The following is a 13,205-nucleotide window of genomic DNA, read 5'->3' on the forward strand; positions in this document are numbered from 1 at the left end:
ACCCTTCCGCATGACTAAAACAGCGTCACTGAATCCTCGCCGTTGTCGGAGGCCTCCACCGGCACAGGCTCTTGATATTGAGGTTGAAGCGCAGCCTGATGCAGACGGCGCTCTGCCTCCATGGTGTAGTTTTCCTCGATCCGTTCAAGTCCAGCCAGCTCTTGGGCCGTCTCCTCTGTAAGCGGACCTTCTTGCAGAATCTGAAGATGCCGTTTGAATTGATCTAACGCTTGCCCCACATGCTCCAACTTTTGCCGAGTAATGTCCTGGAACTGCATCGCCATGACGACCTTGGAGATCACTTCGGCCCGTGCGACGGATGTCATGGTCTCGGCACCCGACGCGAGCGCTTGCAACTGCACCAGTAGTTCGACCGCAGCACGCTCAGTTTCGGCTGTTACCGCGCTCATCTGCGCCTTCAATACTGGGATCGTGCGGACGACCCCGTCGGCAAACGTATTCCACGCTCGGTGATGGGCGAGCAGCTCCGTGACCGAGCTCTTCTCCCCAACAGAGGACCTCTGAGAGTCTCCTTCTTGAGCGCTCACAGTCCTCATTGTTCGAGTCTATTGGTTATGGTCGGCTGTCCGAGGACGACGCAGACCCTGGGCTGACAACTTGCCTCACGATGAAACACCAGACTGTTCGTCATACAGCCAGTACGCCTTATTCACTCAACTGGCCTGTGAAGCCGAGTTGTTTGAGTTTGTCCTGTAAATCTTCTGGGATCCCCATCACCAGCATGCGCGCCTGCTTGCGAGCCGCTAGCATCAGCTGGATTGCGGCTGTATCCACCCGATCGACGTTGCTGAGATCCAAGGACACCAACCCTTCGTTGGCCATCAACTTCACCAATGCCTCCTTGAATTCTCCTGCTTCAAAAATGGAGAGGTCTCCTATAGGGGCAAGATGTCTTGGGTTCTCTGCTTGTGCCTGAGGCGTATTGGTTCCAGACGGTTCCGTCATCATCGCTTGTAGGACCTCTTAGATTGACGCACTAACGTGTTATGTCGGCAATTGTCCTTTATGACTTGAGTGCCTGCCATCAACTTTGGTCTTTCTTTCTGATGGGCCTGACATGCCCACCTCTAGATCGCGCAACCCCTAGGGCAACGGACTTGATGCCCCCTCCTCCACCGATGGCTCCCCTGAACCAGCAGTATTCGCCGTCTCATACTGAGGAGCTGGTGGCGCCTGTTCGAGAATGACGACCTCGACTCGCCGATTCTTGGCCCGCTGCTCCATATCCAGGTTGGGGGTCACAGGCCTCGTATCGGCGTGCCCCACCGCCGCCAACCGCTCAGACGGCACGGCAAACAACTCTGACAAGACCCTGACGACCATGACCGCACGGGCGGCAGAAAGTTCCCAATTTGACGGGAATTGTGCCGTGCGTATGGGAACGTTGTCCGTATGCCCCTCGACCCTGGTATACCGGTTGAGTTCCACAATAGCCGCGCTCAGGCCTTCCAGAAACGGCAGCGCTTCGCTGCGCACGGCTGCTTCGCCGCTATTGAACAGCAACTGATCCGGAATCGTAATCACGATATCTCCGTTGACCCGTTCCGTGATCCGTACCAGCGATAGCTGCGGCGAGGCTTTAATCCCTTTCACGAGATTTCGTAATTTGCGGATCGCCACATCCTTGCTCCCTGGAGTATCGGGTGCCGTCACTGCCTGCTTGCTGGCACTCAATGCCAACGGGGTCGGGGAAGACGGCGGGCTGACGATGGGATTCAGCGCGGCTTTGATCGACTCGCTGACGGTTCGGTACTTTCCCACATTGACTGAGGAGATCGAGTACATCACGACGAAAAAAGCGAACAGCAAGGTAATAAAGTCAGCATAGGAGACGAGCCATCGCTCGTGATTTTCATGCTCCTCATGCTTGTGTTTCGCCATGCGTCACCGTGAAGCGTGAACTGCTTGTGATGCCTTGGGTTTCACGTGTTACTTTTTCCCCTCTTTCGTCCGCTCACTGTGCGGCAGCACGCTTTCCAACTTCTCCTGCAAAAGTCGGGGGTTTTCTCCTTGCGCAAGCCCAGCCAGCCCCATAATCATTAAGTTTCTGGAACCGGCTTCCTCTTTCAGTTTCAATTTGATCTTATTGGCCAATGGCAAAAAAAAGAGGTTTGCCGCTCCCACTCCATAGACGGTCGCCACGAACGCCACCGCGATTCCGCCGCCCAACTTTGACGGATCGGCCAGATTTTCCATCACGTGAATGAGACCAAGCACGGCTCCGATAATGCCGACGGTTGGGGCATAGCCGCCGGCTGCTTCCCAGACCTTCGCCGCAATCACACCTTGCTCCTCGTGGTGCTCCACCTCAATTTCGAGAATCTCGATCACCGCTTTGGGCTCCGTCCCGTCGACAATAAGCTGGACACCCTTTTTCATGAACGGATCCGTGATGGTTTTGAGTTTTCCTTCTAATGCCAGCAGGCCTTGTTTCCGCGAGATATTGGCAAGCTCCAGGATGAGTTTAATCGTACCCTTGTTGTCGATGTGGGGGCCTGAAATTGCGATGCTCAGCGCGCCGAATGCCCTGATCACGACCGGCAATGGGTTCTGTATGCAAATAGCACCAAACGTGCCGCCGATCACGATAATGAAAGCCGTCAGCTGCATGATCGAACCCAGGTGTCCACCTTCGAGCACCTGGCCTCCGATAATGGAGCCCAACGCGATCACGATCCCAAGGATTGTTGCGATATCCATTCGCCATCGCCCTCATGCATGCAACCGATGAGGCGTTGCCGGTTTCTGTTTGAACGCCTTTGGCTTCGAGTTTTCGGACAACATGAGCGTCAAAACCAGGAACGGAAACTGCTCCCTGGAGTCCTATTTGAACCCAAATTGCGCCAGGATATCGTCGGCCACTTTCTGCTTCATGGCGGTGGTCTTGGACTCCTCGAGTTGTTTCAATAGATGCCCCGCCGTGCCTTCGATCACCACCTTCTCTCCGTTCTCTTGCAACCCAAACACCACCACGAGCTCCATTAACTTATGTTGCACTTCGTCGAGAATCGAGACGAGCTTCTTCACCCGTTGTGCCACCAAGTCCTGGAAGGACAATGCTGTCATGATTTCGGTCAAATATTTCCCCTCTTGGCCCACGAGGGTATTGATGCTCTCCAGTCGTTCCGCAAGCTTGCTACAGTCCATGGTCTGTAAGACCTCAATGACCGCCCTCAGCTCCTTCCCGATATGGCTGTGCTCATCCTGGATCAACTCTGTCAATCGCATCACCTCAAGCGTCCCTTCTTCCGTCATCTTATTGAGGTCACTCAGATGCGAGGATGCCGTCGGCAACTGTTGGCTGCTGGAGATGAGCTGTGGACCGGCGTTGGAAATGGCCTTCATCGCGTTTTCGACGAACCGTGCCAAGTCACCGAGCTCTTTGTAGAGTTTATGTCCGCCTTTTTTCACGCTTGCCTCCCTCGGGTCCCTTCATGCTCAATGTCCCGTGCACTCCACGTTATTTGAATATCTTTGCGAGTTTTTCTTGCATCGTCTCGGCCGTGAACGGCTTTACGATGTAATTGCTGACGCCCGCCTGTACCGCCTCCACTAAATTTTTCTGTTGCGCCTCAGCCGTCACCATAAGAACCGGTATGGCTTTTAACTGTTCGTCCGCCCGGATCGCCCGGAGCATGTCGATCCCCGTCATCACGGGCATGTTCCAATCTGAGACGACGAAGTCATACTTGCTGGATTTGAGTTTTTGCAGACCATCCTGGCCGTTCTCGGCTTCGTCGATATTTGAGAAGCCGAGTTGCTTCAGAACGTTTTTGACAATTCTTCGCATCGTGACCATGTCATCCACGATGAGAATTTTCATGCTTGGATCGGCTGGCATATTGCCTCCTGTTCTCAGCTCATGGCCGACGCTCCAACCGCTGTGAATGTTCGGTTGAGAATGGCCTAATCCTTCACCATCGCTCGGAATATTTGTTGAACGACCTGATACCTGAGGGACGACTGCTCTTGACTCGCACCACGCAGAGAGGAGCTCATCTGTGCCTGTGGCAAACGGCTCACTCGCATGCCCACATCAGAAGCCGCCAGCCACATACCGATCATCCCGCAACCTCATCTGGCATGCACCGCGATCGCGAATGGCCATGCTCCGACAGATCTCGCGATGGTCGGCTCGTCACGCGGCTTGCTTGGACCGGCTGTGCATCCACTCATGAATATCACGTCGGAGAAAGCGCCAATGCTTTCCGATTTTGGACGCCGGTAGTTCACCGCCTCGTGCCAGCTTATAGACGGTAGATTTAGGCACGCGCAGAAACCGCGCCACCTCCATGACGGTGAGAATTTCTCCGTCCCGAGTGGCATCTGTTTCAGACTGAGTGCCGGTTTCAGCAGATACATCACTGTTCATAACGAGTGACGTATCGGCGTATCCGCTGGGAAACTTAAGCTGCGATTCAGACCACCTCTCCGTCATCAGTGATCATTTCTCTCCACTCTGTGCAGATAGAGGCCGGTCTATTCAGATTTCACGGGCGGCAACCGAAGAGGACTGTGACAGTGTTCTCAAATCAACAGGAACGGAGCTCAATGGCACAGATCATCTCTGTGGCGTCAGGAAAAGGTGGGGTTGGGAAGAGCGTAGTCGCGACGAATCTGGCCCTACTCCTTGCCAGGAAGGGAAAGCAGGTGGTGCTCGCAGACCTGGACGTCGGAGGGGCTGATGCTCATATCTTACTCGGCCTGCTCAACCCTCCTATGACCCTGACCGACTTTCTCACCCATCAAGTCGAACAGTTGGATGCGCTGGCTCAACGACTCCCGCTTCATCCCAACTTGAGAATCATTCCAGGAACCGGCGATACCTTGGCGACCGCCAATATGCCCTATTCACAGAAAAGGCGTTTGATCCGCCATTTCCAAGACATCCACGCGGACGTTATTCTCGTCGATATCGGAGCCGGAACGAGCTATCATGCGCTCGACTTTTTCCTGATGGCTGACCGTCATATTGCCGTCGCAACCCCGGACCCGACATCGGTCTTAGACCTCTATCGATTCATTAAGCTTGCGGCTATCCGCCGTGTCCTTTCGATGTTCCTGATGCGAGACGTGACGGCAGAAGGTCTTGCGAACCGAGACTACAGTAGCGTGGAAGAGGTGCTGGACGTCGCAGGCAAGACGGATGAATCCGGTCGCAGGGTTGCAGAAAACACGTTGCAGGCGTTTCACCCGGCGCTTATCCTTAACCGCACCTCAGGACGTGCCCGCGTGAACGTGCCGCAGCTCAAGAAACTCCTCAAGGAATATGTCGGAGGGGATTTAACCTTGCTTGGGGAAATTCCTGAGGATCCTGCAATGGAACAATCCGTACGGGCCTATGTCCCGGTGATCCAGCATAACCCAAATTCTCCTGCTGCACTGGCCCTGGGACGAATCGCTGATGCCCTGTTGGCAACCCTGGCGACAGCCACTTCTTCGGCCGCCTGAGTGGCACGGGTGTGCATATTCTCTCGGCAACCCTCATCACTGCTTCTGGACGCGCACGGCATACCATCCCAACCCGTCAGACTCCCGGTATCCGATCGTCTTCGCAAGCGCAACGACCTCCCAATCAATATTCATGTAATAGCCCTTCGACTGTCCCTTATGCTCCAGCATAAATGGTTGGAGCAGCCCTTTGTCGTCGGACGATGCAATCACCCACAGATTGTTGTCGGGCAACATCACTCGGCTGCGCCTCCACGTTGCGGCGGGCATCTTTACCTCTTTTCAAACGATGGTTCTGCCTGATGTTCCCAATCGAACACCACTCCCAGCACACCAATACTCTCTCCGTCCACCTTCGCGGCCTGCCGTACGGCTGCCGCAAACACTGCGGCCAATCGACCGTCCCGCGCAACATCATGCATAATATCATCGACGGCACACTGATCACCTGCCGTCGTGGCCACGGCCTTCTTGAACCAGAAAGATCGCGAGAGATTCAAACCCACGACCTTGGGGAATTGTGTCGGGCGTGAGCAGCCAAGAACCTCTCCGTTCATCCCTACCACCACCAAATTTAAATAGCCCGAATACAATCGGTTGATAAGACTGAGCCGCTCTTCCTCATGCTTGAGCGAGGCACTTTCCAGAGATTCTAACCCATGCACCAATGCTTCATCCGCAGCCCACCATCGGACGTCGGCCGTCCGTTCATAGAGATTGCAAACGACCAACCGCACCGGCGTTTGCGCGGTATCGGAAAGTCGGTCCAATTCTCGCTGCGTGAACTGTTGCAGCAACTCATTCCGCAAGCCTCCGAGATCTTCCGCTGCCGTGGCCGCCTGGGATGCCAGCGTTCGCACTTCGTTTGCGACGACGCCAAACCCGCGTTCCGCCTCACCGGCTCTTACCGCTTCAATGGTAGCGTTCAGTCAGAGAGTCGTGATTGGGCTGCTGATTCTCGCGTTTTCATTTCGGCAGGCATCGATCCGCTTCTCGACTTTCGTGATGATTTCTTTGATGCTGGATCGACTCATGAGTACATGCTCAAGAACCGAGTCTTCGTATGAGGGGCGTCTAGTTGGGTTGACCTCGACCTGCGCGCAATCGTTGGGCTTGCACATGCAAGATGTGGCGAATTAAGTGCTCTTGATCATCAGGCGTCAGATCGACGAACTCAGTGGCTATCGTGAACCCTTGGCCATCGGCTTCTCGCACCGCACGAATGACTTTCACATGCGCCCGGATCATGGTGAACGGTGGAAGGATGAGCTTGACCGCCAGTTGATCATCGGCGGCGAATTCCCGCATGGAGACGAACCCGATCCCCCCCCCGCTCAAACTAACCGCCATAGGCTGTGCCATTGTAACGCTGGCCGGCTGACTGGTGGCAAGAGCATTCAGAATCACTTCGAGCAGGTAGTCGACCTTCCGAATCCAAGGGAGAACCGCTGAATCGACGATGATCTCACTGGAGCGAGCCAGAAGATCCAAGGTTGGTTTGCCCACGGCTGCGGCAATCGATTCTGGAGTTGCAGGGTTCCGTTCGACCGGCACACTGGTTTCTCCCTCGGTCACCAGTCGATATTCCATCAGGACCCGATCCTCAATCCTGATCCATTCCCGGCGTTCGTCCGGCTCCACACTGTGAGACTTCGACGACGCACTTATCATCGATGACGCCATGATTCAAATACCCCTCGTCCTCATGCTGACCCGTATTACTTCCAGGCCCTTCTCCGACGACCGTCACTAGGCCACTGTCCCACTACGCGTCGTTTGGGAAGCGTGAAACGTTGTATGTGAAACGTGAAGGGTGACATGGCTGAATCCGGAACGTGATACGCTTCACGAAATACAAATTATGCTTCGATGGACACAGCTTCGGGTTGTGATGGCTGGACAGCAAGACGCCGACGTAACCCTTGCACCTGTAGTTTTGTCGTTTGCGCCTCGGCTAAGAGATGTTCCAACAGGGTTTGAGCAGTATGGATGCGGTCACGCAGTTCGTCATCCATCCTCAGCAGCTCATCGATAGGGAGCCCCGAATCAGAGATCGCGGCTAGGAGTAGGCCTCGTTCGCTGTAGCACTGAATGACCTGATCCCATCGCCCCTGCTGAGCCGCCTCACCTGCCGCCTTGGTCAATCGCACGATCTCGGCTTGGCGTCCGCTCACTGGCGTACTCATCGAGTACCGACCAAACGAGGCTGTTGCTGGCTGGCCACCTCGCGCCATGCTTCCCGGAGCGTGCTCAGGCAACGCAGCGGGCTCTCTAATTTTTGCTCATTATTGCGTGCATTGGCCTCGACCAATTCGATCAGCATGTAATCGTACAGCCGTCGCAGTGACCGCGCAATTTCTCCTCCCTGTTCAAGGTCGAGTACGCTATTGAGTTCACCGATGATGGCAATGGCACGCCCCAGATGTCGCGCTTTCTCCCGGACATTCTTCTCTTGAATTTCTCGTCGTGCCATCTCCATGGATTGAATCGCCGCATCGTAGAGCAGGACGACCAGCTGAACACCGGACGATGTCACCACCTGAGTCTGTTCATATTGACGGGCATACTGCATCATCATGGGCTCTGTCCCTCGTCCTTATTGTTGCCTCTGCGTCGACTGGGCCTGGAGAAATCCACTTTGTCCTTCAAGTTGACGTAACAGTCCGTCGAGAGCGGCAAACTGCCGCCGAAGCCGCTCCTCATACCGACTCACCGAATCCTCTTGTCTGGTAATATCGTTACCAACTCGATCGATCTCATTCGTAAGACCCTTCTTGCGGAGCGTCAGGGCACCTCCGGTGATGTCATTGAGCGTATCCACCGCAGTCACAATAGTCTGCGCCAGACCGGTCACCGCGCCCTGGTTACTAAACAACGCTTTGACTCCGCTATAGTTCGTATTCAATGCCGTGGACAGCTGTCCGTCATCAACCGTGATCGTGCCGTCTCGTTCGGTCTTGAACCCGATTTGCCCGACGCTTGAAAATACTGTAGCCCCGCTCACCGAGGACGAGAATGCTGTTCGAAGCTGTGATAAGGTCGCTTTCGCTGCGGCTTCGTTAAAGAAGACGCCTCCCTGCTTCGTCGTCACGTCGTAGGTATTTCGTTCGTTAATGAACTTCACGACTTCGTTGTACGCAGTCGCTACCGCCTTAATGTTCGTCTTTACAGCCTCCACATCTTGCGAGAGGCTGACTTGGACGGTCCCAGTTCCCGTAGTCTTCGTCAGCGTCAGCGTCACACCGGAGATCACATCCGACACGGTGTTGGAACTCCGTTCAACCGTCAACGGATTCAATGCCTGATCACCGATCTGAACTTGGGAATTTTGCGCTGCCGCAAGGGTATCGATGCCGCCGGTCCCAGTTCCGTTCAGGAGATCCAAATCTGTCCCATCCGCCACAAGGGTGATCGCATTCGCACTGCCGGTATTGCTCGAGGACAGGGCCAATCGATAGGATGGTGCTACCTCTGTACCCGTATTGATGAGAGAAGCCGTGACACCGGCTCCCAAGTTATTAATCTGATCACGCAAGTCGGTCACTGTCCCGGTCGCGCCAAGCGTCACCGTCTGATTCGTACCAGTTCCAACCTTGAAGGTGAAGGTTGCCGACCCACCACTCACGATATCCGAAGTTTCTGACGAGACGGCCTTGGTAGCCTTACTAACAACTTGATGGGCTTGGGCCAGCTGAAGGACTCGGACGCTATAGGTTCCCGAGCTTGAGGAAGACGAGGCCGAAACGGACAGGACCGAGGTGTCCGTCACGGATGCCGTCGTACGATCAAAAGAGGTTGAAAGCCGTAGCGCCTGAGCGGCGCTCTGCAACGCCGCCACTTTCGTGCTCACGGTGGTGAGGTCCGTGAACTTGCTGTTGAGATCGGCTTTCTTTTTGGTCAGTCGATCAACCGGCAGTTGGGCAACTTTGACCAGTTGATCGACGACCTGTCCGAAATCAAGCCCGTTTCCGAGTCCACCGAAGCTTATTGTCGGCATGCCACATCCTTGTGTGCCACGTTAGCCATGTTCTTCGAACAACAGCCCTTTTGCTCCCGGAAGATTCTTGGCCAAGTCGATCACTTCTTTAGGGGGAATCTGTCGAATCACTTCCCCGGAATCTCCGCTGAGAATTTTGACGATGACTCGTTCGAGGTCAGGATCGACTTCGATCTGCAGTTGTGAGCCCGATTGCTGGAACGCTTCCTTCACTTTACTCACGGCTTGCTCAAGCGCTACCCGATCCGTGGGAGAGGCGAACGAAAAGTCAGCACCCTGAGCTGGTTCGACCACAGGCTTCGTCCTGGGAGGAACAGCGGCCTGACTTTTGTTATTGGCAGCGGCCGGGAGATCCACCTTCGATGTTACATTGGTGACCATAATACCCCCTATTTCACTCCGTTCACCGACCCCCTCTCCCAGTTAGGAGAGGGGCGGTGGACGGTGTGCCGCCATTATCCTCTGAGTAACGCCAGCGCTTGTTGCGGTAGCGTGTTGGCCTGCGCCAACGTTGCGATACCGGCCTGCACCAAGATCTGATTCTTGGTGAAGATGGACGTCTCAAGCGCGATGTCCGCATCGCGGATCCGTGATTCTGCAGAGGTAAGATTCTCACTCGTCACCTGCAGATTGGCAATCGTCGCCTCGAACCGGTTCTGAATCGAACCGTATTCGGCTCGTGCGGTTGCAATCGCGCTGATCGCGCTGTCGACATTTGCTAATGCGCTTGTAGCATTGGCGGATGTCGAAACGTTCACACTGCTGAGTCCCAACGACGTCGTGGTGATATCGTTCAGGTCCAGGCTCAACGTGTTGCCGCTACCACTCCGGAACCCGATCGCGATGGAGAAGCTGATCGATGAACCACTTGTTAGTGCCTGACCGTTGAATTCGGTCACCTGAGCGATACGATCAATTTCTGAACGCAGCGCGAGAAACTCCTGGTCAATGTAGGAGCGCTCAGTATTACCCACCGTGCCGCTCGCGGACTGGGACGACAGTTCGCGAAGCCGTGCCAACAGCGACCCAATGGTCGCTGCCGCCCCGTCGGCGATCTGCGTCAAACTGATACCATCATTGGCATTTCGCGTCGCCTGGTTGATACTACGAATCTGCGCCCGCAAGGACTCCGACAGTCCGAGACCAGCGGCATCATCCGCGGCGCGCGTGATTCGAAGACCGGATGATAAATGCTCAACCGAACGGTTCAAGCTCAGCGTGTTAATCGAAAGATTTCGCTGAGCCGCAATCGACGCGGGATTGTTGTTAACGATAAGTGCCATTGCCCTTCCTCCTTGAAACTAAGACAAGACCCCTTGTTTGCCTCCGACATCCGTGCAGAGGCTTTCGTTTATCACGCCTCGTACGTGGCGTGCCTGTCTTATCGGCCGATCTCCCAGGGACTTGAGTTTCTAAAGCAATTCGAACAGATGAGGGCTACCTCGCTAGAATGGGAACGAATGAACATCACAGAGTCAGGCAGCAATCCTTGGAAGAATCTCGTATTCCAGGAGATCCGCCATCCTCACCGTATCGTGCAGACGCCTTGCAGCCAGAAGCTCTTCAATCCATCCCGCGATGACCTGCCCAGGAGACTCCGTTCCAGGCTGTTTCTGCCCATTCTCGATGATCTCGACCGCATCCGCGACTTTCCCAAGCCACATGTCGAATGAGGACAGATCTTGTCCACCCATCCGGAACTGATTGGCCAGCGAGGTGCCCTCGTCCACGACCAACCTACGATATCGCTCAATTGCACCATGTGCAGATTCAATGATCTCCTGCTGTGTCGCCGAAGTCACGACCAACTCACGGTAGTGAGCGGAAGGTTGCTGGAGTAGCTGTGGATCGAGGTCTCGATCCGTAATCCGACGACTGTCCAACATGACGGTCGTTACGATTCGAGACCGAGCATGCGCGCGTTCACTCAGATCGATCAGAATGTCCCCAAGCGTTGAAGTACTGCCAGCTTGCCATTGCTCGCTGTCCAATTGAATGTTCATGTGTTATCTCCCCCATACAATCATCCAGTTCATGCCGCGTGCCGCTCCGACCCAACCACGATCAGCTTTCCCCTATGACCAGGTGTGACCGACCGATCAGTGCCAATCAGACACCGCTCGACCTCTACCAGACGTCTCAACCATGTGTGATAGGCACCAGCCTGATGCTTCGCAAGCCGGTCCAACCCGATGAGGTTGTCGTTTCGCATGTGACGCTCGAAGGCAGCCGCGAGGGGAGCCAGCGCCTCAGTGGTCATCCCAATGCGAAGCAACCGCTCCTGATCAGCTCGTTGTTCGTGCTGAAGGCGTTTCAGCTGCAGAATATCTACCGATGTCCGACGAGCCAGGCGCGCAATCTCATCAGCTCTTTTACAGGCTAGCTTAAGCAGAGGCCGCAGGGCCCGCAGCTGGACATTCACTTCCGATACATCGGGAGGCGGGCCCTCGGGAAGTGAACATTGGCTCCGCGATCCGGTATGGGCTTCATACCAGTAGTGACGCCAGAATGCGGCATACCACGCCGTGATAGGAGACTCCGTTCCTACCTTCAAGCGAAAGGTACCCAGCCCATCCTCATCCACTCCGGACTCGTAGAGACGTGCCCCGAATCCCTGTGATGGGCACAATCCGATATCCAACACATGGCACATGAGATCGGCCACAAGATCCGGTGAGATGCGGTCCTTGCACGCATGATGGGCACAGACTTGGTCGAACCCGCAGGGAGCACAGTCCAACTCCGGTTGAACCACCCAATGGCCAGACCCATAGGGGCCAGTTTCCTGAAAATCGACATGTCCCACCGAAAGGTCGATCACCGATGTGCCGACCGCCACCCCGATATGCATCGGTCCCGTATCGTTGGTCAGCAATAATCGACATTCCGCCAGCAAACCTGCGAGTTGGTTCAACGTTGTGCGGCCAGCGAAAGTCTTGACTGGGCTCTTCCCTCCGGCTTCCCGGTAGACCTGTACGACTTCTGCAATGGTTGCTTCCTCTTCTCGGCTTCCGATGAAGAGTATGCCGCCTTGCCATCGTTTACTCACATTCGCCAAGGCAAGGCCAAACAGATGTGGGCGCCAGGCCTTCATACTGTCGCTCGCCCCGGCCTGTACGGCAATCCACCCTGTCACCCCTGTCAGGGCGTCTCGCGCCCACGTGTGATCCTCATGAGAAAGAGACAGTCGGAGCGGGGAAAATGTCCCTGGGCCACTGCCACCAAGGGCATAGATGTCAACGAGATTGAACCGATTGAGTCGGCGAAACTGGTGGAAATCACAGAAATACCCCATCCAGGGATTCTCGACGACCATCCCACCATCCCATGCGCTTTGTGCCCCACGAATATCGGATGCTCCAATGAATCCGGTCAATAGTGCGCTCGGCCTGTTGAACGTCAGATTGATGACTCGATCGTACCGCTGCTCCGCCAATGGCTTCGCCCAGGCCGCCACATCTTGGTACAGCGCCACCACATCCTTCACGAGTGCACGGCTCTCATCGATGAGCGCGTGAAAATCTAAAGCAATCACCTCGCGTAAGCCCGTCAGCAATGACGCGACAGGTGCAAACCGGCGATCCACTACAAGATCAACGGCAACCCCAGGCCATTCGTCATGGAGTCGATTCAACAATGCGCCCATCTGGACGAGATCGCCCATCCGGGTGATATTAATGATCAGGACTTGTTTCACCGCAACGTACCCATCTTGCCCGCGCGGCCCACGCTTCAC

At 55.3% G+C, this 13,205-nt stretch carries 18 protein-coding genes; 1 reads left to right on the forward strand and 17 read right to left on the reverse strand.

The window, feature by feature from the left end:
* Positions 1 to 14 precede the first annotated feature (14 nt).
* From COMA1_RS15430 to COMA1_RS15460, 7 genes are all read right to left on the reverse strand, one after another.
* Positions 15 to 548, reverse strand: coding sequence for a hypothetical protein (locus tag COMA1_RS15430; protein ID WP_090750148.1), 534 nt, complete (start codon positions 546 to 548; stop codon positions 15 to 17).
* A gap of 118 nt (positions 549 to 666) precedes the next feature.
* A complete protein-coding gene (locus tag COMA1_RS15435; RefSeq protein WP_090750149.1) occupies positions 667 to 969 on the reverse strand; it encodes an STAS domain-containing protein in 303 nt (100 codons plus the stop codon).
* 135 nt (positions 970 to 1,104) lie between these two features.
* The gene (locus tag COMA1_RS15440; protein WP_090750151.1) at positions 1,105 to 1,902 is read right to left on the reverse strand and encodes a flagellar motor protein MotB; all 798 of its coding nucleotides are present in this window, start codon (positions 1,900 to 1,902) and stop codon (positions 1,105 to 1,107) included.
* A gap of 48 nt (positions 1,903 to 1,950) precedes the next feature.
* Positions 1,951 to 2,721, reverse strand: a complete 771-nt coding sequence (locus COMA1_RS15445; protein WP_090750153.1) for a flagellar motor protein — start codon at positions 2,719 to 2,721, stop codon at positions 1,951 to 1,953.
* Between the two features lie 123 nt (positions 2,722 to 2,844).
* Positions 2,845 to 3,432 carry a protein phosphatase CheZ gene (locus COMA1_RS15450; protein WP_090750155.1) on the reverse strand — a complete coding sequence of 196 codons (588 nt, stop codon included), beginning with the start codon at positions 3,430 to 3,432 and terminating at the stop codon, positions 2,845 to 2,847.
* A gap of 49 nt (positions 3,433 to 3,481) precedes the next feature.
* Positions 3,482 to 3,844: a chemotaxis response regulator CheY gene (locus COMA1_RS15455; RefSeq protein ID WP_090750679.1), complete on the reverse strand. Its 363-nt coding sequence runs from the start codon at positions 3,842 to 3,844 to the stop codon at positions 3,482 to 3,484.
* A 315-nt stretch (positions 3,845 to 4,159) separates the two neighbouring features.
* Entirely contained in the window at positions 4,160 to 4,459 is a 300-nt protein-coding gene (locus tag COMA1_RS15460; RefSeq protein WP_218055405.1) for a helix-turn-helix domain-containing protein, read from the reverse strand.
* 113 nt (positions 4,460 to 4,572) lie between these two features.
* Between COMA1_RS15460 and COMA1_RS15465 the strand changes: the two genes are divergently transcribed.
* Positions 4,573 to 5,472 carry a P-loop NTPase gene (locus COMA1_RS15465; RefSeq protein WP_090750157.1) on the forward strand — a complete coding sequence of 300 codons (900 nt, stop codon included), beginning with the start codon at positions 4,573 to 4,575 and terminating at the stop codon, positions 5,470 to 5,472.
* Positions 5,473 to 5,508: 36 nt separating this feature from the next.
* On the opposite strand, the gene COMA1_RS15470 is transcribed toward COMA1_RS15465, so the two are convergent.
* The 10 genes from COMA1_RS15470 to COMA1_RS15515 form a co-directional block, all read right to left on the reverse strand.
* Entirely contained in the window at positions 5,509 to 5,742 is a 234-nt protein-coding gene (locus COMA1_RS15470; RefSeq protein WP_090750159.1) for a hypothetical protein, read from the reverse strand.
* Positions 5,743 to 5,744: 2 nt separating this feature from the next.
* A complete protein-coding gene (locus COMA1_RS15475) occupies positions 5,745 to 6,401 on the reverse strand; it encodes a methyl-accepting chemotaxis protein (protein WP_090750161.1) in 657 nt (218 codons plus the stop codon).
* 145 nt (positions 6,402 to 6,546) lie between these two features.
* Positions 6,547 to 7,155 carry a PilZ domain-containing protein gene (locus tag COMA1_RS15480; RefSeq protein WP_090750163.1) on the reverse strand — a complete coding sequence of 203 codons (609 nt, stop codon included), beginning with the start codon at positions 7,153 to 7,155 and terminating at the stop codon, positions 6,547 to 6,549.
* Positions 7,156 to 7,331: 176 nt separating this feature from the next.
* A complete protein-coding gene (locus COMA1_RS15485) occupies positions 7,332 to 7,646 on the reverse strand; it encodes a hypothetical protein (protein ID WP_090750165.1) in 315 nt (104 codons plus the stop codon).
* 8 nt (positions 7,647 to 7,654) lie between these two features.
* Positions 7,655 to 8,050, reverse strand: a complete 396-nt coding sequence (gene fliS, locus COMA1_RS15490; protein WP_090750166.1) for a flagellar export chaperone FliS — start codon at positions 8,048 to 8,050, stop codon at positions 7,655 to 7,657.
* A gap of 18 nt (positions 8,051 to 8,068) precedes the next feature.
* Positions 8,069 to 9,469, reverse strand: a complete 1,401-nt coding sequence (gene fliD / locus COMA1_RS15495; RefSeq protein WP_090750168.1) for a flagellar filament capping protein FliD — start codon at positions 9,467 to 9,469, stop codon at positions 8,069 to 8,071.
* A gap of 21 nt (positions 9,470 to 9,490) precedes the next feature.
* Entirely contained in the window at positions 9,491 to 9,850 is a 360-nt protein-coding gene (locus COMA1_RS15500) for a flagellar protein FlaG (RefSeq protein WP_090750170.1), read from the reverse strand.
* 74 nt (positions 9,851 to 9,924) lie between these two features.
* Positions 9,925 to 10,752: a flagellin N-terminal helical domain-containing protein gene (locus tag COMA1_RS15505; protein WP_090750172.1), complete on the reverse strand. Its 828-nt coding sequence runs from the start codon at positions 10,750 to 10,752 to the stop codon at positions 9,925 to 9,927.
* Positions 10,753 to 10,944: 192 nt separating this feature from the next.
* Entirely contained in the window at positions 10,945 to 11,472 is a 528-nt protein-coding gene (locus tag COMA1_RS15510; RefSeq protein WP_090750174.1) for a hypothetical protein, read from the reverse strand.
* 29 nt (positions 11,473 to 11,501) lie between these two features.
* Positions 11,502 to 13,205, reverse strand: a complete 1,704-nt coding sequence (locus COMA1_RS15515) for a glycosyltransferase family 9 protein (RefSeq protein WP_090750176.1) — start codon at positions 13,203 to 13,205, stop codon at positions 11,502 to 11,504.

The organism is Candidatus Nitrospira nitrosa, assembly GCF_001458735.1.
GTDB lineage: Bacteria > Nitrospirota > Nitrospiria > Nitrospirales > Nitrospiraceae > Nitrospira_D > Nitrospira_D nitrosa.

Excerpts from the sequence above, each read along its gene's own strand:
- COMA1_RS15435 (WP_090750149.1), bottom strand. The coding sequence starts at position 969 with ATGATGACGGAACCGTCTGGAACCAATACGCCTCAGGCACAAGCAGAG.
- COMA1_RS15440 (WP_090750151.1), bottom strand. The coding sequence starts at position 1,902 with ATGGCGAAACACAAGCATGAGGAGCATGAAAATCACGAGCGATGGCTC.
- COMA1_RS15445 (WP_090750153.1), bottom strand. The coding sequence starts at position 2,721 with ATGGATATCGCAACAATCCTTGGGATCGTGATCGCGTTGGGCTCCATT.
- COMA1_RS15455 (WP_090750679.1), bottom strand. The coding sequence starts at position 3,844 with ATGAAAATTCTCATCGTGGATGACATGGTCACGATGCGAAGAATTGTC.
- COMA1_RS15460 (WP_218055405.1), bottom strand. The coding sequence starts at position 4,459 with ATGACGGAGAGGTGGTCTGAATCGCAGCTTAAGTTTCCCAGCGGATAC.
- COMA1_RS15465 (WP_090750157.1), top strand. The coding sequence starts at position 4,573 with ATGGCACAGATCATCTCTGTGGCGTCAGGAAAAGGTGGGGTTGGGAAG.
- COMA1_RS15470 (WP_090750159.1), bottom strand. The coding sequence starts at position 5,742 with ATGCCCGCCGCAACGTGGAGGCGCAGCCGAGTGATGTTGCCCGACAAC.
- COMA1_RS15480 (WP_090750163.1), bottom strand. The coding sequence starts at position 7,155 with ATGGCGTCATCGATGATAAGTGCGTCGTCGAAGTCTCACAGTGTGGAG.
- fliS (WP_090750166.1), bottom strand. The coding sequence starts at position 8,050 with ATGATGATGCAGTATGCCCGTCAATATGAACAGACTCAGGTGGTGACA.
- fliD (WP_090750168.1), bottom strand. The coding sequence starts at position 9,469 with ATGCCGACAATAAGCTTCGGTGGACTCGGAAACGGGCTTGATTTCGGA.
- COMA1_RS15500 (WP_090750170.1), bottom strand. The coding sequence starts at position 9,850 with ATGGTCACCAATGTAACATCGAAGGTGGATCTCCCGGCCGCTGCCAAT.
- COMA1_RS15505 (WP_090750172.1), bottom strand. The coding sequence starts at position 10,752 with ATGGCACTTATCGTTAACAACAATCCCGCGTCGATTGCGGCTCAGCGA.
- COMA1_RS15510 (WP_090750174.1), bottom strand. The coding sequence starts at position 11,472 with ATGAACATTCAATTGGACAGCGAGCAATGGCAAGCTGGCAGTACTTCA.